This is a genomic window from Streptomyces sp. NPDC030838 (assembly GCF_055572035.1).
Window position 1 is genome coordinate 182,563 of sequence record NZ_JBVIED010000002.1, and the last position, 18,949, is coordinate 201,511.

Here is an 18,949-nt window from a genome sequence, read left to right on the forward strand (position 1 = left end):
GCAATGGACGTTGCATAGACCGCAACGCGCCTGATCAGGGAGGCTCCCATGAGCAGCGAAGCCCTTGCCCGCCTCGCCGAGGAACGTGTCGACCACCGCTTCCGGGGCCTCCCGCCGGACGCCGACGGGCTCACCGTCGGCGAGCTGGCGGCCCAGCGCCGCAACCTCTTCACCGGCGGCTTCACCACCCCGGTCCTCGCCCTGTCCGCCGAGCACCTGGAGCACAACCTCCGGCTCATGGCGACGTACACCACCCGCCACGGCCTGGCCTTCGCCCCGCACGGCAAGACCTCCATGGCCCCGCAGCTGTTCGCCCGCCAGATCGAGCACGGCGCCTGGGGCATCACGCTGGCGGTGCCGCACCAGGTGCGGGTGGCGCGGGCGTTCGGCATCCAGCGGATCTTCCTCGCGAACGAGCTGGTGGACCCGGCGGCCCTGGGCTGGATCGCCGCCGAGCTCGAAGACCCCGCGTTCCGCTTCGTCTGCTACGTCGACTCCGTACGCGGCGTCGAGCTGATGGACGCGGCCCTCGCCGACGCCCCGCGTCCGCTCGACGTGGTCGTCGAACTCGCCGCCGGCGAGGGCGCCCGGACCGGCGTGCGCACGGAGGCGGAGGGTGCCCGGGTCGCGGACGCCGTGGCCGCCGCCCGGTCGCTGCGGCTGGTCGGGGTCGCGGGGTACGAGGGCGAGGTGCCGCAGGCGACCCCGGAGCGGGTGCGGGCCTGGCTGGGCAGGCTGGTCTCGCTCGCCGCCGAGTTCGACAAGGCGGGCCGGTTCGCGGGGCTGGACGAGATCGTGGTCAGCGCGGGCGGCAGCGCCTGGTTCGACGCGGTGGCGGACGTGTTCGCCGACATCCCCGAACTGTCCGCGCCGGTCCTGAAGTTGCTGCGCTCGGGCGCGTACGTCTCGCACGACGACGGCCACTACCGCAAGCTGACCCCCTTCACCCGGGTCCCGGAGGAGGGCGCGCTGGAGCCCGCGCTCCGGCTGTGGTCGCAGGTGGTGTCCCGGCCGACGGCCGAGCAGGCCTTCGTCAACGCGGGCAAGCGGGACGCGGCCTACGACCTGGACCTGCCGTCCGCCCAGGTGGTCCGCCGGGACGGCGTCGAACGCCCGGCCACGGGGATCGAGGTGACCGGCCTGTCCGACCAGCACGCCTGGCTGCGCACCTCCCCGGAGGCGGATCTGGAGGTCGGCGACTGGCTGGGCCTCGGGCTGTCCCACCCGTGCACGTCGTTCGACAAGTGGCAGCTGATCCCGGTGGCGGAGGCGGACGGCACGGTCGTCGACTACGTCCGCACGTTCTTCTAGAGGAGGCCGCTGTGGAAGATCTCGTCATCCGGGACGCGGACGTCGTCGACGGCACCGGCGCGCCCTCCTACCGTGCCGACGTGGTCGTGGACGGCGGCCGGATCGTCTCGATCGTCAAGGAGGCCGCCGCGGCGGGCTGCCAGCGCCCGTCGGCCGGGCGCGAGCTGGACGCCGAGGGCCTGGTCCTCTCCCCCGGCTTCATCGACATGCACGCCCACAGCGACCTCGCCCTGCTGCGCGACCCCGACCACAGCGCCAAGGCCGCGCAGGGCGTGACCCTGGAGGTGATCGGCCAGGACGGGCTGTCGTACGCGCCGGTCGACGACCGCACGCTCGCCGAGGTGCGCCGGGCGATCACCGGCTGGAACGGCTCCGGCGACGACATCGACTTCGACTGGCGGTCGGTCGGCGAGTACCTGGACCGGCTGGACCGCGGCATCGCCGTGAACGCCGCCTATCTCGTCCCCCAGGGCACGGTCCGCGCGCTCGCCGTCGGCTGGGAGGACCGGGCGGCCACCCCGCGCGAGCTGGACCGGATGCGGCAGCTGGTCGCCGAAGGGCTGGAGCAGGGCGCGGTCGGCATGTCGTCGGGGCTGACCTACACGCCCGGCATGTACGCCGAGGACGCCGAACTGACCGAGCTGTGCCGGGTGGTGGCGTCGTACGGCGGCTACTACTGCCCGCACCACCGCTCGTACGGGGCGGGCGCCCTCCAGGCCTACGAGGAGATGGTGGCCCTCACCCGGGAGGCGGGCTGCGCGCTGCACCTGGCACACGCCACCATGAACTTCGGCGTGAACCAGGGCCGCGCGCCCGAGCTGCTGGCCCTGCTGGACGACGCGCTGGCCGCCGGCGCCGACATCAGCCTCGACACCTACCCGTACACCCCCGGCTGCACCACGCTCGCCGCGCTGCTGCCGAGCTGGGCGAGCGAGGGCGGGCCGGAGGCGATCCTGAAGCGGCTGGCCGATCCGGAGACCGCCGCTCGCATCCGGCACCACATGGAGGTGATCGGCGCGGACGGGTGCCACGGGGTGCCCGTGGAGTGGGAGACGATCGAGATCTCGGGGGTGACCGACCCGGCGTTCGGCGACTACGTGGGCCGTACGGTCCAGGAGTCGGCGGACGCGCGCGGCGAGGCGCCCTGGACGGTCGCGCACCGGCTGCTGGTCGAGGACCGGCTCGGGCCGACGATCCTCCAGCACGTCGGCCACGAGGAGAACGTCCGGGCGATCATGCGGCACCGCGTCCACACCGGCGGCTCGGACGGCATCCTCCAGGGCGCCAAGCCGCACCCGCGCGCCTACGGCACCTTCCCGCACTACCTCGGCCGGTACGTCCGCGAGCTGGGCGTGCTGTCGCTGGAGGAGTGCGTCGCGCACCTCACCTCCCGCCCGGCGGCCCGGCTGCGGCTGCCGGACCGGGGCGTGGTGCGCGAGGGGTACCGCGCCGACCTGGTGCTGTTCGACCCGGCCACGGTCGCGGCCGGATCGACGTACGACCGTCCGCGCACGCTCCCGACCGGCATCCCGTACGTCCTCGTCGACGGCCGTTTCGTGATCGACGACGGGCGGCGCACGGACGTCCTGGCGGGCCGCTCGGTGCGCAGGACGCCCGTGTGACCGTACGGCCGTGACCGGTTACGGCTTGGGCAGGGTGCAGCCGCTCGCGTACAGGTCCAGCTTGTTGTCGAGGCCGAAGCAGGCGGCGAGCTGGTAGGTCTGCTGGGCGTAGTTGATGCCCTGCCGGACGGTGACGTTGCCGTTCGCGTCGACCTCGCACGGGTTGTTCACCGTGCAGCGCTCGCCGTCCTCGTTTCCGGTGTTGTTGACGGCGACCACCCGGCCGGTGGCCTGGTCGACGACCGGGGAGCCGGAGGTGCCGCCGATGGTGTCGCAGGCGGAGGTGTAGCGGACGGAGTCCTTCCAGGTCCAGTCGCCCTCGCGCATCCGGTACACGAAGCCGTCTATGGAGCAGTTGTAGATCCGCTTCCAGTAGCCGGAGACGACGCTGATGGCGGTTCCGGCGACCGGGTGGGTGTCGTTCAGGGTGAGCGCGTTGATGCCGTAGGAGCTTCTGATCTGCGCGTAGGTGCGGGTGAGCTGGTAGACGGCGGCGTCGGTGTCGGTCATGGTCGCGTAGGCGATCTTGTTCGCGCGCAGGGTCGCCACCCGGGTGCCGGCGGAGTTCAGCAGGCCGAAGGAGCGGGTGGAGGCCCGGTCGACGATGACCTCGCCGGGGGCCGGGAAGCCGGACTCCAGACAGTGGCCGTTGGTGAGGACGAGCGCCGGGTCGTCGTCGGCGGAGTCCGGCATGCGGATGACGGACCCGGAGCAGTTGCTGAGCGCGACGGTCCCGGCGAAGTTCACCGCCTGGATCGCGGGCGCCGCCTCGGTGTCCGGTGTGGCCGCGACGGCGGGTGCCGCGCCCGCCCCGGTGATCACCAGGGCCGCGAGCGTGGCGAGGAGAGGCTTCTTCATGTGTGGGGGTCCCCTCTGGACGACGTACGACTGGACGACGTACGACGTGAGCGACCGGAGGTCGTCCGGCCGCCCGCTGTCTTGTCATGCGCATTGTTGGTGCGGGGACACGAGGGGACAAGGAGGCGTTTCAGGCCCGGGGGTGGCGGGTTTTCGCGGGTGCCGCGGGGCTACTTGGGCCGCTTGGTGCCGCCCTGGCCGTGCCCCGGGTTGCCGTTGGCGTTCCCCGGGCCGTCGTCCGGGAGGGTCGCGGAGGCGGTCGCGGAGGCGGTCGGGGTGGTGGAGGGGGACGCGCTCGAAGGCTCCTCGGTGGCCGGGGCCTTCGAGCTGCCGCCCTCGCTCTCCGAAGGACTCGGGGCCGAGGCACTGGGGGTGGCGGTGGCGGTGCCGGTGCCGCCCGCGGCGGGCACGGAGGCCGTGCCCTCGCCCCCGCCTCCCGTGTCATCCGTGCGCGACGGCGCGACCGTGTCCGGGTCGCCGGCCGTCGGACTCGTCCGCGCCTTCTCGCCCTGCGCGCCGCCTTCGGCGGAGGACCCCGAGAACGAGAACCCTGCGATCAGCGCGACCGCACCCACCGCGCCCACCGCACCGGCGGCCACCGCCACCCGCCGCTGCCGCCACGGGCTGGGCTTGCGCCGGGAACGCCGGGGTCCGGGTGCCGCGGGTCCGGGGGCCGGCACCGACGGCAGCTCGCGGGTCTCGTCGTAGGTGTTCTCCCAGCCGTGCGCGGTCGCCGGATCGGCGTACTCCTCGTAGGCCGGAATCTGGTCCGGCCGCGGCTGGGGCTGGTACACCATCGGCGGACCCTGGGGGTCACCCGTTCTGGGGGGCTCGGACATGGCCGCGCATTCTAGAGACTGGAGTGACTCCAGGGACAGCGGCGGCCCATACCCGTCCAAACCGCGCGTCTCACGTGGCGGAAAACACGACCCGCGGAGCGATACCCGGCCGTAAGCTCCCAGGCATGCAGGTGATCCAGTCGACCAAGCTCGCCAACGTCTGTTACGAGATCCGGGGCCCGGTGCTCGAGGAGGCGATGCGGCTGGAAGCTGCCGGTCACCGCATCCTCAAGCTGAACACCGGAAACCCGGCCGCCTTCGGCTTCGAGTGCCCGCCGGAGATCCTGGAGGACATCCTCCGCAACGTCTCCACGGCGCACGGCTACGGCGACGCGAAGGGCCTGCTGGCCGCACGCCGGGCGGTCGTCATGCACAACCAGACCATCGGCATCGAGACCGACGTCGAGCACGTCTTCATCGGCAACGGCGTCTCCGAGCTGATCGTGATGGCGATGCAGGGCCTGCTGGACGACGGCGACGAGGTCCTCGTACCGGCCCCGGACTACCCGCTGTGGACGGCGGCGGTGTCACTGTCCGGCGGTACGGCGGTGCACTACCGCTGCGACGAGCAGTCCGACTGGATGCCGGACCTCGCCGACATCGAGCGCAAGGTGACCGACCGCACCAAGGCGATCGTGATCATCAATCCGAACAACCCGACCGGCGCGGTCTACGACGAGACGGTGCTGCGCGGTCTGACGGACATCGCCCGCCGCCACAATCTGCTCGTCTGCTCCGACGAGATCTACGACAAGATCCTCTACGACGGCGCCACGCACACCCCGACCGCCTCGATCGCCCCCGACCTGCTGACCCTCACCTTCAACGGCATGTCGAAGGCCTACCGGGTGGCCGGCTACCGGGTCGGCTGGATGTCGATCTCCGGCCCGCGCGCCCACGCCGACTCCTACATCGAGGGTCTGACGATCCTGGCGAACATGCGGCTGTGCGCGAACATGCCGGGCCAGCACGGGGTCGTCGCCGCGCTGAGCGGGCGGCAGTCGATCAACGACCTGGTGCTGCCGGGCGGGCGGCTGAAGGAGCAGATGGACGTCGCGTACGAGATGCTGACGCAGATCCCCGGCGTGACCTGTGTCCGCCCGAAGGGCGCGCTGTATCTCTTCCCGCGGCTCGACCCCAAGGTGTTCAAGATCAGGGACGACCGGCGGATGGTCCTGGACCTGCTCCGGCAGGAGAAGATCATGGTCGTCCAGGGCACCGGCTTCAACTGGCCGGAACCGGACCACTTCCGGGTCGTGACGCTTCCGACGGCGGGCGATCTGCGCGACGCGGTGGGGCGGATCGGGAACTTCCTGGACGGCTACAGCCAGATCTAGCAGCCTCCAAACCGCGGTCAACTTTAGAACGGATCTAATGTAGGATGGCTTCTGTCAGAGCACAGGAGGCCATCCCATGTACGAACCGATCCGCACCAAGTCGGTCCACAGCACGATGGCCGGCACCTCGGACTTCCCCCACCGGTCGCGTGAGGAGGAGCTGGACATCCAGCTCGCGGGCCATCTCGCGGCGCTGCTCGCCGTCACCGACGAGTTGCGGGCGCTGGCACCGTCCGGTGACCTGGACGCCGCCGCCGGGCGGCTGGCGGAGCAGGTGAGCCGGCTGCGGGGTGGGCAGGCGCCGGTTCGCTCCTCGGTGAGCGCGGTATCCGAGCCGCATCTCGCCGCGCTGCATCAGCGGGCGCATGCCCTTGCCGGGCGGGCGCTGGTGGTTGCCGCGTCCCGGGCGGACACGGCTGCCGCGATTCTTGCCGCCGAGCGTATGGATGCGCACGCGGAAGCGCTGGGTCCGAGGGAGCTCGCCTCCCACTGAGCCCGCGGGCTCCCCTTTTCGGCCCCGGTCCGCGTGCACCCGCAGCGACGCGCGGACCGGGTTGCCACAACATCACTGCGTTGGCTTGACCGGTTGTTCGCCGTAGGGCGCCTTGCCGTCTGCGGCTGCGGGTTGTCTGTGGTTGATCGCGCAGTTCCCCGCGCCCCTTTGGGGCGCGTTGCACTTCCGGGGCCGGTATGACACCCCCCGTTCATCCCCCGCCGCGAGGAACGTTGGATTCCGCGCGCACTCTCCCCTTGTGAGACGAATCGCAGGCATTGTCCTCGCGGTCCTGCTCGTCGGTGGCGTGGTCGCCGCCGTCATTGCGGGGCGACAGGGAGAGGACCAGGGCACGGCAACGAAGACCGTGCGGGGAGTGATCGGGTCGGAGAAGGCGGAGTTCTTCGCCGACCCCGAGGTGGTGAAGGCCCTGGCCGCCGAGGGCTACACCGTGAAGGCCGAGACCTCCGGGTCGTGGGCCATGGAGGGGCTGGACCTCAAGGGGTACGACTTCGCCTTTCCGTCCAGTCAGGCGCCGGCCGCCGAACTCGCCGAGAAGCACGGCGCACGGCAGCCCCTGCCGCGCCCCTTCTACTCGCCGCTCGTCGTGGTCGCCCACCGGAATGCCGCCGAGGTCCTGGCCGGGAACGGGCTCGCCGAGCTGGGCAAGGGGAACACCGGGACGTTGCGGATGCAGCCCTTCCTCGGTGCGGCCCGTGACGACCGGACCTGGCAGCAGCTGAAGGGAGCCGGGAAGTACGGTGAGTTGAGCGGGACGCTGTACATCGCGACCACCGACCCGGCGACCTCCAACTCCGGTGCCCTGTACCTCGCCGCCGCCTCCTACGTCGACAACGGCGGCCGGGTGGTGGCGAGCGACGCCGACGTCGAGCGGACCGCGCCCCTGCTGCGCAAGCTGGTCAGTGTGCAGGGCGCCCAGCAGTCCAGCACGGACGCCGCGTTCCGGGACTTCGTCAGCGGCGCCGGGAATCCGCTGGTGCTGGTGTACGAGTCGCAGGTGGCCGCCCTGCTGGCGGACGGTCAGGACGTCGGCGACCTCACCGTGCTCTATCCGGACACCACCGCGACCAGCGACCACACCGTCGTTCCGCTGAGCGAGGACGGCCGCGCGCTCGGTGAACTCCTCGCCAGGGACCCCGAGTTGCGAAAGCTGGCCGTACGCCATGGCTTCCGCCCGCAGGGCGCGAGCGCCGAGTTCACCGCGGCCACCGCGGACCTCACCGCCTATCTCAACCAGAAGCTGACCGGTGTCCGGCAGGCGCCCGTGCCCACCTCCGCGGTGCTGCACGAGATGGCGCGCCGGGCGCGCGGATGATCGGGGGGACACCGCTCATGAACGGCACCGACGACTTCACCCTCACCCCGCCCGAACCCGTCGCGGCGATACCCCGCGAGAAGGCCGGCGGACTCGTCCCCGTCGACGACACCGCCCGCGCCGACATCGCCCGCAAGGCCGCCGACCACGTGGCCTCGCTCGCCGCGCTCGACGCCCGCTCCCCCGAGTTCGCGGGGAAGGTCGGCGAGATCACCGCTCTCGGCTCCGGGGAGATGCGGGCCGCCGCCTCGCAGTCCAACCGGATGCTGGATCGGACCGTGCGCAGCCTGCCGGGCAAGGGCGAGGACGCCTCCGCGCGGGTCGCGGCCTCGCTGGTGGAGCTGCGGCGGGTGGTGGAGGACCTGGATCCGCGGGACCTGCCCGCCGCCAAGAGGCGCACGTTCCTCTCCCGGCTGCCGGGCGGCAACAAGCTGCGCGACCACCTCGCCAAGTACGCCTCCGCCCAGGGCACCCTCAACCGGATCGTCGGCTCGCTGCGCGGCGGGCAGGACGAGCTGCGCCGCGACAACGCCGCGCTCCAGACGGAACGCGTCCGCCTGTGGGAGACCATGGGCAAGCTCCAGGAGTACGTCGTCCTCACCGAGGCCCTCGACTCCGCCGTCGAGGAGCACATCGCCGGCGTCGAGCCGACCGATCCCGCCCAGGCCGACAGTCTGCGGGCCGACGTGCTCTTCCCGGTCCGGCAGAAGCACCAGGACCTGCTCACCCAGCTCGCGGTGTGCGCCCAGGGCTACCTCGCCATGGACGTCGTACGCCGCAACAACGACGAGCTGATCAAGGGCGTCGACCGGGCGGCCACCACCACCGTCTCGGCGCTGCGCATCTCGGTGATGCTGGCCTCCGCGCTCGACCACCAGAGGAAGGTGATCGAGCAGGTCGACGCGTTGCGCGGAACCACCGAGGAGCTGATCCGGGGCAACGCGGAGATGCTGGCCACGCAGAGCGGCGAGATCCAGCGGATCGCCGCCGACCCGGCGGTCGGCGCGGAGACGCTGCGCGCCGCGTTCCAGCAGATCTACCGCACGCTCGACGCCATCGACACCTACAAGGTGCAGGCGACGGAGGCGATGGCCACCACGGTGGAGGCGCTGACCGCCGAACTTCACCAGGCGAGCGGTCACTTGGAGCGCAGCCGGGCGCAGGGTGCGCTGGAGGGCGGGCGCTCATGAGACGACGTGTCCTCGCCGCCGCGGTCCTCGCCCTGCTCACCGCCTGTACGACGGCGGAGCAGCCGGAGGAGACCTCCTCCACCTACGAGCCCGGCACCCTTCGCGTCCTCGCCTCCAGCGAGCTGGCCGATATGGCCCCTGTCCTCGACCGGGTCCGTGAGGACACCGGGATCACCGTGAAGCCCACCTACATGGGCACCCTCGACGCGGTGGACCTGCTCGCGCAGGGCAGGGCGGACCAGGCGTACGACGCGGTGTGGCTGTCCTCCAACGACTATCTGCGGCTGCGTCCGGAGGCGGCGCGGAAGGTGGTCTCCGAGACGCCGGTCATGTCCAGCCCGGTCGCCGTCGGGGTGAAGCCCGAGACCGTGCGCGCCCTGAAGTGGCGGCCGGACGACGTCACCTGGGCGCAGGTGGAGCAGGCCGTCCGCGCCGGGAAGCTGACGTACGGAATGACCGATCCCGCCCGCTCGAACTCCGGTTTCGCCACGCTCGTCTCCGTCGCCTCCGCCCTGTCCGGCGCCCAGTCGGCGCTCACCGACGCGGACGTGCGGGAGGCCTCGCCCCGGCTGAAGGAGTTCTTCCGGGGGCAGAAGCTGACCTCCGGGTCCTCGGGCTGGCTGGCCGCCGCCTACGAGCGGCGCGGCACCGTGGACGCGCTGCTGAACTACGAGTCGGTGCTGACCGGCATCCCCGGCCTCACGGTGATCCGGCCGAAGGACGGCGTGGTCACCGCCGACTACCCGCTGTCCTCGCTGGCCGCCGCCGAGCCCGCGGCCCGCGAGGACGTGCGCCGGCTGACCGAGGCGCTGCGCTCCCCGGAGATCCAGCGGGAGATCACCGAGCGCACCCACCGCCGCCCGGTCGTCACCTCCGTTCCGCCCGCCCCCGGGCTCGGCACCGACCGGCGGCGCGAACTGCCCTTCCCGGGCAGCCGTTCGGTCGCCGACGGGCTGCTGGAGTCGTACGAGAACGAGCTGCGGCGCCCCTCGCGGACGGTGTACGTACTCGACACCTCCGGCTCGATGGAGGGCGACCGGCTGGCCGGGCTGAAGAGCGCCCTGACCGGACTGACCGGGGACTTCCGGGAGCGGGAGGAGGTCACGCTGATGCCGTTCGGGTCGGAGGTGAAGAGCGTGCGCACCCATGTGGTCGACCCCGCCGATCCCCGGCGCGGGCTGGACGCCATCCGGAAGGACACCGCGGCGCTCGACGCCGACGGCGACACCGCGATCTACACCTCGCTGGAGAAGGCCTACGAGCATCTGGGCGCCGACCGGGACACGTTCACCTCGATCGTGCTGATGACGGACGGCGAGAACACCACCGGCGCGTCGGCCGCGGACTTCGAGGCCTTCCACGCCGGGCTCACCGGCCACCGGCGGGACATCCCCGTCTTCCCGGTCCTCTTCGGCGACTCCGACCGCGCCGAACTGGAGCACATCGCCGAACTGACCGGCGGCCGTCTCTTCGACGCCCAGGAGGGCTCGCTGGACGGCGCCTTCGAGGAGATCCGTGGCTACCAGTAAGGCACTGGGATATCTCGAGTCCCGCAAGAACCTGACCGGATGCGCCTGCGGGCTGCTGGGACTGGTGCTGACCTTCACCGGACTGGCGGGCGCCTACTGGCCGGTCGTGGTCGCCGGGCTGTACGGCGCGGGCGCTCTGATCGCCCCGCCCGAGCGGCCCGCGCTGCCCCGCTTCCCGTCGCCGTCCGAACAGCTCGACGAGGTGCGCGGGGACCTGGAGAAGCTGCGCGGCTATCTGCGGGAGGTCGAGCTGCCGGACTCCGCCGACGCGTCGCTGGGCCGCGTGGTCGAGCTGCTGTCGGCGCTGCTCGACCCGGAGCGGGGCGCCCCGCTGCTCGCGCAGGACCCCGAGGGGGTGCATGTGCTGTCCCGGGCGGTGCGGCAGGACGTGCCGGAGGCCGTGGACACCTTCGTGCGCACCCGCTGGTGGACCCGGCTGGCGCCCGGGCAGGAGTCGCCGGAGATCCACCTGGAGCGGCAGCTGTCCCTGCTCCACAAGGAGCTGACGCGGGTGGCGGCGGGCCTCAGGGAGATCGAGGCCCGCCGCCAGGAGTCCCACACCCGGTACCTGGAGGACCGGGGCGGAACGTTTTAGCCCTCGCTCACCGGCGTACGAACACCGTCGCCGACGCCGTCGACCCGGTGTGCAGGTCGTCGCCCGGCCAGGTGACCGTGTAGGTCACCTCGCGGCGGGTGCGCGGGATGTCGTTGAGGGTGAAGGTGCCGTCGGCGGCGACCGTGACCGGGGTGAGGGTGCCGCTGCCCAGCCGGTCGGTGCGCTCCACGGTGAGCACGGCACGCTCCGGCAGCGCCTTGCCCTGCGCGGCGAACATGCCGGTGATCTGGATGCCGCCATCCAGCGTGGCCTCCGCCGGGGCGGTGAGCGCGATGGAGCTGGCCGCCTTGCCGACGGACACGGTGTGGGTGACGTCCGTGGCGGGGCGGTGGGTCAGGTCGCCGAGGAAGGAGACCGTGTAGGTGGCGTCGCCGACGAGGGCGGGCTCGTCGAGGACGGTGAAGGTCCCGTCCTCGCGGACGGTGAAGGTGCCCAGCTCGTGGGTGCCGTTCGCGTCGGTCCGGGTGGCCGTCACCTTCAGCGGCTGGGCGGGCGCCGGGCCGTCGTACTCCAGCCGGCCGCGCACCGCCAGCGGCTCGCCCGCCACCGCCTGGGCGGGGCTGTGGGCGAGGTCTCCGGTGAAGCGGACGTCGTACTGCACGGCCGGGGGCTGGATGACGTGAAGCCAGTACTGGCTGCCGGACGCGTTGGTGGTCACCGTGAACAGCCGGGAGCCGTCCGCCGACCACTCCATCCCGCGCGGCACCACCCGGTCGCCGTCGAGGCTGCCCTCGAAGGCGAACTCCAGCGGGGTGGTGGCGTCGGTCGGGTCGGCGGGCTGGACCAGCAGATCGGGGGTCGCGCCGGAGGCGGCGGCGCCGCGTGCGATGTACTTGCCGTCCCCGCTGAAGGCGACCGCGCTGGCGGTGGCTCCGGCGGGCAGGGCCTGGTAGCCGCTCGCCGCGTCCGTCAGGTCGCTGGTGTTCAGCAGCCGGGTGCCGTAGGCCGCGTCGGCGAGCGCGACCTGGCTGCCGTCGGCGGAGAACGCCATGTCCTTCAGGTTCAGGGCGCCCTTGCCGTCGCTGTCGGCGAAGCGGCGCGCGGCGTTGCGGACCAGGGTGCCGTTGCCGGTGTCGAAGACGGTGACGAAGGGGTTGGTCGCGTTGCTGTTGAGCGGCTGGCCCATGAGCATCCGGTCGCCCGGGCCGGACTCCAGCTGGAGCTTGCCGTGGTCCTGCCAGTTGGTGCGCCCCGTCGTGCCGTCCAGGTAGGTGAGCGTCGAGTCGCACTGGCTGGTGTAGTAGGAGTACGGCGTGGTGAAGTACAGCTGGCCGCCGGAGAAGGCCAGGCTGCGGCCGCAGGTGTCCGTGGATCCGTAACTGGAGCCGGACAGTTGGTGGGTGGTGGTGTCGTACCGGTAGATCCACTCCCGCCCGCCGGCGTACAGCGTGGCGCCGTCAGCGCTGAGCGCGAGGCCGGAGACGTGCTGCTGGGTGCTGATCGTGGTGGCCCGCTCGCCCTCGAAGGTGTACACGGCGATCGTGCCGCTGTTGTAGTAGCTGTCGGTGCGGGAATCGGCGACGTACACACGCTGGTGCACATTGTCGACGGCCAGCGCCGAGAACGAGGAGATCGGCAGCTTGGCCACGACGTCGGACGCGGCGGCGTGGGCCGCGGGTGCGACGGCGACGGTCAGTCCGGTCCCGGCGAGTGCGACCGCCAGAGCGGTGGCCGCGAGACGTCCGGGACGGTGTGCTGTATTCAACTGTGCCCCCCACAGGCTGAATCGAGCGCCTCACGGCGTGGCCGTGAGACGCCTGTGAAGAGCATGAAACAGGTGTGAAGATCGGCCACGCAAGGGGGAAACACCGAAGCCCCGCACTCCCTTGTGCGGGGCTTCGATGCGCTGTGGTGCTGTCACCGCGGCCGGCCGTGACGATGTAGCTGGTCAGGGCACAGTCGGTTCCAACCGGCCGCGGAGTCTTCGGTGTTCGGGCTCAGCCGGAGGCTCAGCCCAGGCGCTCCACCAGCGCGCGGTACTCGTCCCACAGCTCCTTGGGCGTGTGGTCGCCGAAGGTGTTGAGGTGCTCGGGGACCAGGGCGGCCTCCTCGCGCCACACCTCCTTGTCGACCGTCAGCAGGAACTCCAGGTCGGACTCGGACAGGTCGAGGCCGTTCGTGTCCAGGGCGTCCTTGGTCGGCAGGATGCCGATCGGGGTCTCGACACCCTCGGCCTTGCCCTCCAGGCGCTCCACGATCCACTTCAGGACGCGGGAGTTCTCGCCGAAGCCCGGCCAGACGAACTTGCCCTCGTCGTTCTTGCGGAACCAGTTGACGTAGTAGATCTTCGGCAGCTTCGCCACGTCAGCGGACTTGCCGACCTTGATCCAGTGGGCCATGTAGTCGCCCATGTTGTAACCGCAGAACGGCAGCATCGCGAACGGGTCGCGGCGCAGCTCGCCGACCTTGCCCTCGGCCGCGGCGGTCTTCTCGGAGGCCACGTTGGCGCCGAGGAAGACGCCGTGGTTCCAGTCGAAGGACTCCGTCACCAGCGGTACGGCGGTGGCCCGGCGGCCGCCGAAGAGGATCGCGGAGATCGGCACGCCCTTGGGGTCCTCCCACTCGGGCGCGATGATCGGGCACTGCGAGGCGGGCACGGTGAAGCGGGCGTTGGGGTGGGCCGCCGGGGTCTCGGACTCCGGCGTCCAGTCGTTGCCCTTCCAGTCGGTGAGGTGGGCGGGCGCCTCCTCGGTCATGCCCTCCCACCACACGTCGTTGTCGTCGGTGAGGGCGACGTTGGTGAAGACCGCGTTGCCCCACAGGGTCTTCATCGCGTTGGCGTTGGTGTGCTCGCCGGTGCCCGGCGCGACACCGAAGAAACCGGCCTCGGGGTTGATCGCGTACAGGCGGCCGTCCTCGCCGAAGCGCATCCAGGCGATGTCGTCACCGATGGTCTCGACCGTCCAGCCGGAGATCGTGGGCTCCAGCATGGCGAGGTTGGTCTTGCCGCAGGCGGACGGGAAGGCGGCGGCGACGTACTTGGACTCGCCCTGCGGCGGGGTGAGCTTGAGGATCAGCATGTGCTCGGCGAGCCAGCCCTCGTCGCGCGCCATGACGGAGGCGATGCGCAGGGCGTAGCACTTCTTGCCGAGCAGGGCGTTGCCGCCGTAGCCGGAGCCGTAGGACCAGATCTCGCGGGTCTCCGGGAAGTGCGAGATGTACTTGGTCTGGTTGCAGGGCCAGGGGACGTCCTCCTGGCCCGGCTCCAGGGGGGCGCCGAGGGAGTGGACGGCCTTGACGAAGAAGCCGTTGTCGCCCAGCTCGTCGAGGACGGCCTGGCCCATGCGGGTCATGGTGCGCATGGCGACGGCCACGTACGCGGAGTCGGTGATCTCGACGCCGATCGCGGACAGCGGCGAGCCGAGCGGGCCCATGCAGAAGGGCACGACGTACATGGTGCGGCCACGCATCGAGCCGCGGAACAGGCCGCCTTCGCCACCGGAGCCCTGGAAGATGTCCCGCATCTCGGCGGGGGCCTTCCAGTGGTTGGTGGGGCCGGCGTCCTCCTCCTTCTCGGAGCAGATGAAGGTCCGGTCCTCGACGCGGGCGACGTCGGTGGGGTCGGAGGCGGCGTAGTAGGAGTTCGGGCGCTTGATGGGGTCGAGTTTCCGGAAGGTGCCCTTCTGGACGAGCTCCTCGCACAGTCGCTCGTACTCGGCCTCGGATCCGTCGCACCAGACCACGTTGTCCGGCTGGGTCAGTTCCGCGATCTCGTTGACCCACGAGATCAGTTCCTGATGGTTGGTCGGGCTGACGGTGGGAGCCGCGTTGTCGCGCGCCACGATTGCTCCTAAAAGAGGGTTTTTTGTCCTTGTCTGCCCCGTGGGGGCCGCGACCCGGATGCTTCGTAGCCGCTCATCCGGTGCCGACCGCACTCATTTGATCATCCGAGGTGAGTGCGCATTTGTCCAGAGGGCCGCACACCTGAGCGCCGTGAGGAACGCCACGTCCTGCGGCTTTCGCCGTGATTCTTTGCGTACATCTTGGGTTCGGCTGACCTTCTCTTGGCGATCCGAGCGGGTGGTCGCGCCCCGTTGTCGCGAGACTCTGATCCGTCACTTACGACTCCGTAGGTACGATGCCCCGCATGACTGCGTCCGCCTCCGACGCGCCCACGGACACGCCGGTCGCCGACCGAGGTTCCGTCGCGCTGCATGTGCCGCATCCGTCCCTGCCGGAGACCATCAAGCCGAAGCTGCGCGGCTGGCTGCACCTCGGCATGTTCCCGGCGGTGCTGATCGCGGGCCTGGTGCTCACCGCCCTCGCGAACTCGACCCGCGGCCGGATAGCGTGCGGCATCTACGTCCTGACGGCTTGCCTGCTGTTCGGCGTGAGCGCGCTCTACCACCGGGGCAACTGGAGCCCCCGGATGGACGGCGTGCTGCGCCGCCTGGACCACGCCAACATCTTCCTGATCATCGCGGGCACCTACACCCCGCTGACCCTGCTGCTCCTGCCCGGCGCGAAGGGGCAGTGGCTGCTGTGGGGGATCTGGGCGGCGGCCCTGGCCGGCATCGTCTTCCGGGTCTTCTGGGTCGGCGCCCCGCGCTGGCTCTACACCCCCTGCTATCTGGCGATGGGCTGGGCGGCCGTCTTCTTCCTGCCGGACTTCCTGCGCACCGGCGGCATCGCCGTCCTGACCCTGGTGATCGTCGGCGGGGTGCTCTACAGCCTGGGCGGGGTGGTCTACGGCATCAAGCGCCCGAACCCGTCACCACGCTGGTTCGGCTTCCACGAGGTGTTCCACTCCTTCACGCTGGCGGCGTTCGTCGTCCACTACGTGGGGATCTCGCTGGTGGCATACCAGCACGCGTGACACCCAGCCCCCTTCCTCAGGGCCACGGCTTGCGCGCCGTGGCCCTTTTTCATGCCCTGACACCGCCTCGATATTGACAGTCTCCAGATTTTGAGATTTACCCTCATTTCAGGGCCGCCCTGGTGGCGAGCATGCTGACCCTCGGCTTCGACCCGGACAGCTCGGCGCGAGCACCGGCGAGCAGCTGGGGGTGGCCCCAGGCGCTTAGCACTGGGGGAGGATGGCCGACGCGTACGTCGTCGTCTTCGCCGCGCTGATGCTCCCCGCCGGACTCCTCGGCGACCGGTTCGGGCGCCGCCGGATGCTGGTCGCCGGGCTCGCCGTCTTCCTCGCCGGATCGGTGGCCGGCGCGCTCGCCGACGACGTGCCCGCGGTGATCGCCGCGCGGGCGGTGATGGGCGTCGGCGGAGCGCTGGTCACCCCGCTCTCGCTGTCCGTGCTGCCCTCGCTGTTCGGACCCGGGGAGCGGACCAAGGCGGTCGGCATCATCTCCGCGGCCTCCGCACTCGGCATGCCGCTCGGCCCGATCATCGGCGGCTGGCTGCTCGACCACTTCTGGTGGGGCTCGGTCTTCCTGGTCAACGTGCCGATGGCGGCGATCGGCATCGCGGCCTGCGTGTTCCTCCTCCCCGAGAACTTGCGACCCCGCCTCCCCCCAGGTCGACCCCGTCTCCACCGCGCTGACCGCGGCCGGACTCGGCATCCTCATCTACGCGATCATCGAGGCGCCCGGGCACGGCTGGGCCGACCCTCTGACCCTCGGCATGCTGGGCGGGGCCTTCCTGCTGATCGCCCTGCTGGTGCCGCGTGAGCGGCGGGCGGCGCGGCCCATGCTGGACATGGTGCTGCCGGCCCGGCGCGGGTTCCTCGTCAACACCCTCGCGGCGACCCTGGTGATGTTCGTGCTGTCCGGGCTGCTGCTCGTGCTGCCGCCCTACCTCCAGGCGGTCCTCGGGCACGACGCCCTCGGCACGGGGGTCCGGCTGCTGCCGCTGATAGGCGGGCTGCTCGTCGCGGCGCGCGCCGCCCAGCCCGTCGTCGCCCGGTTCGGGGCCCGGGCCGTGGTGAGCGCCGGCCTCACGGTGCTGGCGTTCGCCGCGCTGCTGGGCGCCCGTACGACGGTGGAGTCCGGCTACGGCTTCACCGCGCTGTGGCTGTCCGTCGCCGGAGTCGGCTTCGGCTTCGCGGTCGTGCCCGCGATGGACGGCGCCCTCGGCACCCTGCCCGCCGACCGCGCGGGCTGGGGGTCCCCCCACGCCTTTAAGGCAGTGGGGGAGGGTCCGGGTTGCTGATGACGCTGCGCCAGGTCGGCGGCGCGCTCGGCATCGCCCTGCTCGGCTCGCTGCTCAGCGGCGCCTTCCGCGACCGGCTCGACGTCTCCGGGCTGCCGCAGGGTGCCGCGGACGCGGCCGGGGAGTCGGTGGTCGCCGCGCATCTGGTCGCCGAACGGGCGGGCGCGGCCGACCTGGTGGCCTCCGCGCACAGCGCCTATGTGCACGGCATGGGCCTGGCCCTGCTGGTGTGCGGCCTCGCCTCGCTGGTGTCCGCGCTGCTCGCCGCGGCCTTCCTGCCCGGCGCCCGGACCACCCCCGGCCCCGTCCCGGACATGGCCACGCCCACGGCCGATGTCCGACAATGAGCTGCATGACGGCCGTACGCACCCCCACCCCCGCCGACCGCCCCCAGCTCGGACTCCGGGAACGAAAGAAGATCAAGACCCGCGAGGCGATCCGCGAGGCCACCTACGCGCTGATCGAGGAGCACGGGTACGAGGCCGCCACGATCGAGCAGATCGCCGACCGCGCCGAGGTGTCGCCGTCGACCGTCTTCCGCTACTTCCCGACCAAGGAGGACATCGTCCTCACGGACGAGTACGACCCGCTGCTGCTGCAGGAACTGCGGGAGCGGCCCGCGGACGAGCCCTGGCTGGAGTCCCTGCGGTACGTGCTGCGGAAGGCCGTCGGTCTCGGCGAGCACGAGGATCCCCGGGTGACCAGGCTGCGGACGACGCTGATGACCGAGGTACCGGCGGTGCGCTCACGGATGATGGAGAGCATGTCGGCCACCGGCGACCTGCTCGCCACGGCCATCGCCGAGCGCACCGGCCGGGACCCGGAGAGCCTTGAGGTCCGGGTGTTCGCGATGTCCCTGATCGGCGGTCTGATGGAGGTCACCCGGCACTGGGTGAGGGGCGGCTTCAGCGAGGACTTCGGGGAGCTGGTGGACCGCGCCGTCACCGTGTTCGAACACGGCCTGACATCCTGATCCCGTGAAAGCACCCGAGATCCACGTCGAAGTCGCCCCGGAACTGCACCTGTTCGTCCCGCAGCACCGCCGCCGCGGTGCCACCCCGCTCGCCACCGACGGCGTCTCGACGCTCGGGCACGTCATCGAATCCCTCGGGGTGCCGCTCACCGAGGTCGGCGAGCTCGTCGTCGACGGGCGGGCCGTGCCCACCGGGCACATCCCGAAGGACGGCGAGCGGGTCAGCGTGCGGGCCGTGCCGCGTCCGCAGCGGGTGCCCGGCGCGCCGCTGCGCTTCCTGCTCGACGTGCACCTCGGCACCCTCGCCCGCCGGCTGCGGCTGCTCGGTGTGGACACCGCCTACGAGTCGACGGACATCGGCGACGCGGCGCTCGCCACCCGCTCGGCCACCGAGAAGCGGGTCATGCTCAGCCGCGACCGGGGCCTGCTGCGCCGCCGGGAACTGTGGGCCGGCGCCTTCGTCTACAGCACCCGGCCCGAGGACCAACTCCGCGACGTCCTGGACCGGTTCCGCCCCGAACTGCGCCCCTGGTCCCGCTGCACCGCCTGCAACGGCCTGCTGACGGAGGCCACCAAGGAGCAGGTGGCGGACCGACTGGAGGCCGGCACCCAGCGGACGTACGACGTGTTCGCGCAGTGCCGGGAGTGCGGCCGCGCCTACTGGAAGGGCGCGCACCACGAACAGCTGGAGGCGATCGTGAAGTGGGCGCTGAGCATGCGTACACAGGCGGGTTGAG

15 protein-coding genes and 1 pseudogene are annotated in these 18,949 nt (G+C 71.5%); 12 read left to right on the forward strand and 4 right to left on the reverse strand.

All coding sequences use genetic code 11. The annotated features are described in order from the left end of the window. Positions 1–48 precede the first annotated feature (48 nt). Positions 49–1,311 carry an amino acid deaminase gene (locus ACZ42A_RS07910; protein WP_468526312.1) on the forward strand — a complete coding sequence of 421 codons (1,263 nt, stop codon included), beginning with the start codon at positions 49–51 and terminating at the stop codon, positions 1,309–1,311. 11 nt (positions 1,312–1,322) lie between these two features. After that, positions 1,323–2,933, forward strand: a complete 1,611-nt coding sequence (locus ACZ42A_RS07915) for an N-acyl-D-amino-acid deacylase family protein (RefSeq protein ID WP_468526313.1) — start codon at positions 1,323–1,325, stop codon at positions 2,931–2,933. Between the two features lie 18 nt (positions 2,934–2,951). On the opposite strand, the gene ACZ42A_RS07920 is transcribed toward ACZ42A_RS07915, so the two are convergent. Both ACZ42A_RS07920 and ACZ42A_RS07925 read right to left on the reverse strand, forming a co-directional pair. Then, positions 2,952–3,791: a S1 family peptidase gene (locus tag ACZ42A_RS07920; RefSeq protein WP_468526314.1), complete on the reverse strand. Its 840-nt coding sequence runs from the start codon at positions 3,789–3,791 to the stop codon at positions 2,952–2,954. 170 nt (positions 3,792–3,961) lie between these two features. Then, positions 3,962–4,630, reverse strand: coding sequence for a hypothetical protein (locus ACZ42A_RS07925; protein ID WP_468526315.1), 669 nt, complete (start codon positions 4,628–4,630; stop codon positions 3,962–3,964). A 125-nt stretch (positions 4,631–4,755) separates the two neighbouring features. Here ACZ42A_RS07925 and ACZ42A_RS07930 point away from each other — a divergent pair, with 125 nt between their 5' ends. The 6 genes from ACZ42A_RS07930 to ACZ42A_RS07955 all read left to right on the forward strand — a co-directional run bounded on the left by ACZ42A_RS07930 (position 4,756) and on the right by ACZ42A_RS07955 (position 11,110). Then, positions 4,756–5,967 carry a pyridoxal phosphate-dependent aminotransferase gene (locus ACZ42A_RS07930; RefSeq protein WP_468526316.1) on the forward strand — a complete coding sequence of 404 codons (1,212 nt, stop codon included), beginning with the start codon at positions 4,756–4,758 and terminating at the stop codon, positions 5,965–5,967. A 76-nt stretch (positions 5,968–6,043) separates the two neighbouring features. Then, positions 6,044–6,460 (forward strand): SCO4983 family protein, encoded by a 417-nt coding sequence (locus tag ACZ42A_RS07935; protein ID WP_468526317.1) that lies wholly within the window; start codon positions 6,044–6,046, stop codon positions 6,458–6,460. Positions 6,461–6,719: 259 nt separating this feature from the next. Next, entirely contained in the window at positions 6,720–7,796 is a 1,077-nt protein-coding gene (locus ACZ42A_RS07940; RefSeq protein WP_468526318.1) for a substrate-binding domain-containing protein, read from the forward strand. A 17-nt stretch (positions 7,797–7,813) separates the two neighbouring features. Then, positions 7,814–8,986, forward strand: a complete 1,173-nt coding sequence (locus ACZ42A_RS07945) for a toxic anion resistance protein (protein WP_468526319.1) — start codon at positions 7,814–7,816, stop codon at positions 8,984–8,986. Continuing rightward, the gene (locus ACZ42A_RS07950; protein ID WP_468526320.1) at positions 8,983–10,515 is read left to right on the forward strand and encodes a substrate-binding and vWA domain-containing protein; all 1,533 of its coding nucleotides are present in this window, start codon (positions 8,983–8,985) and stop codon (positions 10,513–10,515) included. Before ACZ42A_RS07945 ends, ACZ42A_RS07950 begins: the two co-directional genes overlap by 4 nt. Then, positions 10,502–11,110: a hypothetical protein gene (locus tag ACZ42A_RS07955; protein ID WP_468526321.1), complete on the forward strand. Its 609-nt coding sequence runs from the start codon at positions 10,502–10,504 to the stop codon at positions 11,108–11,110. The genes ACZ42A_RS07950 and ACZ42A_RS07955 overlap by 14 nt, the downstream gene beginning before the upstream one ends. 7 nt (positions 11,111–11,117) lie before the next feature. Here ACZ42A_RS07955 and ACZ42A_RS07960 read toward each other — a convergent pair whose 3' ends face one another. Together ACZ42A_RS07960 and ACZ42A_RS07965 are read right to left on the reverse strand one after the other, a co-directional pair. Further along, the gene (locus ACZ42A_RS07960; RefSeq protein ID WP_468526322.1) at positions 11,118–12,836 is read right to left on the reverse strand and encodes a WD40 repeat domain-containing protein; all 1,719 of its coding nucleotides are present in this window, start codon (positions 12,834–12,836) and stop codon (positions 11,118–11,120) included. A 244-nt stretch (positions 12,837–13,080) separates the two neighbouring features. Continuing rightward, complete coding sequence (locus ACZ42A_RS07965; RefSeq protein ID WP_468526323.1) at positions 13,081–14,913, reverse strand: phosphoenolpyruvate carboxykinase (GTP); 1,833 nt, start codon at positions 14,911–14,913, stop codon at positions 13,081–13,083. Between the two features lie 305 nt (positions 14,914–15,218). Here ACZ42A_RS07965 and trhA point away from each other — a divergent pair, with 305 nt between their 5' ends. The 4 genes and pseudogenes from trhA (at position 15,219) to ACZ42A_RS07985 (ending at position 18,948) form a co-directional block, all read left to right on the forward strand. Beyond that, positions 15,219–15,947, forward strand: a complete 729-nt coding sequence (gene trhA / locus ACZ42A_RS07970) for a PAQR family membrane homeostasis protein TrhA (RefSeq protein ID WP_468526324.1) — start codon at positions 15,219–15,221, stop codon at positions 15,945–15,947. A 131-nt stretch (positions 15,948–16,078) separates the two neighbouring features. Continuing rightward, positions 16,079–17,586, forward strand: a pseudogene (locus tag ACZ42A_RS07975) (MFS transporter). 5 nt (positions 17,587–17,591) lie between these two features. Further along, a complete protein-coding gene (locus tag ACZ42A_RS07980) occupies positions 17,592–18,212 on the forward strand; it encodes a TetR/AcrR family transcriptional regulator (protein WP_468526325.1) in 621 nt (206 codons plus the stop codon). Positions 18,213–18,216: 4 nt separating this feature from the next. Then, on the forward strand, positions 18,217–18,948 hold the full coding sequence (locus ACZ42A_RS07985) for a Mut7-C RNAse domain-containing protein (RefSeq protein ID WP_468526326.1): 732 nt from the start codon (positions 18,217–18,219) through the stop codon (positions 18,946–18,948). Position 18,949: the final 1 nt, after the last annotated feature.

Excerpts from the sequence above, each read along its gene's own strand:
- ACZ42A_RS07910 (WP_468526312.1), top strand. The coding sequence starts at position 49 with ATGAGCAGCGAAGCCCTTGCCCGCCTCGCCGAGGAACGTGTCGACCAC.
- ACZ42A_RS07920 (WP_468526314.1), bottom strand. The coding sequence starts at position 3,791 with ATGAAGAAGCCTCTCCTCGCCACGCTCGCGGCCCTGGTGATCACCGGG.
- ACZ42A_RS07925 (WP_468526315.1), bottom strand. The coding sequence starts at position 4,630 with ATGTCCGAGCCCCCCAGAACGGGTGACCCCCAGGGTCCGCCGATGGTG.
- ACZ42A_RS07930 (WP_468526316.1), top strand. The coding sequence starts at position 4,756 with ATGCAGGTGATCCAGTCGACCAAGCTCGCCAACGTCTGTTACGAGATC.
- ACZ42A_RS07935 (WP_468526317.1), top strand. The coding sequence starts at position 6,044 with ATGTACGAACCGATCCGCACCAAGTCGGTCCACAGCACGATGGCCGGC.
- ACZ42A_RS07945 (WP_468526319.1), top strand. The coding sequence starts at position 7,814 with ATGAACGGCACCGACGACTTCACCCTCACCCCGCCCGAACCCGTCGCG.
- ACZ42A_RS07950 (WP_468526320.1), top strand. The coding sequence starts at position 8,983 with ATGAGACGACGTGTCCTCGCCGCCGCGGTCCTCGCCCTGCTCACCGCC.
- trhA (WP_468526324.1), top strand. The coding sequence starts at position 15,219 with ATGACTGCGTCCGCCTCCGACGCGCCCACGGACACGCCGGTCGCCGAC.
- ACZ42A_RS07980 (WP_468526325.1), top strand. The coding sequence starts at position 17,592 with ATGACGGCCGTACGCACCCCCACCCCCGCCGACCGCCCCCAGCTCGGA.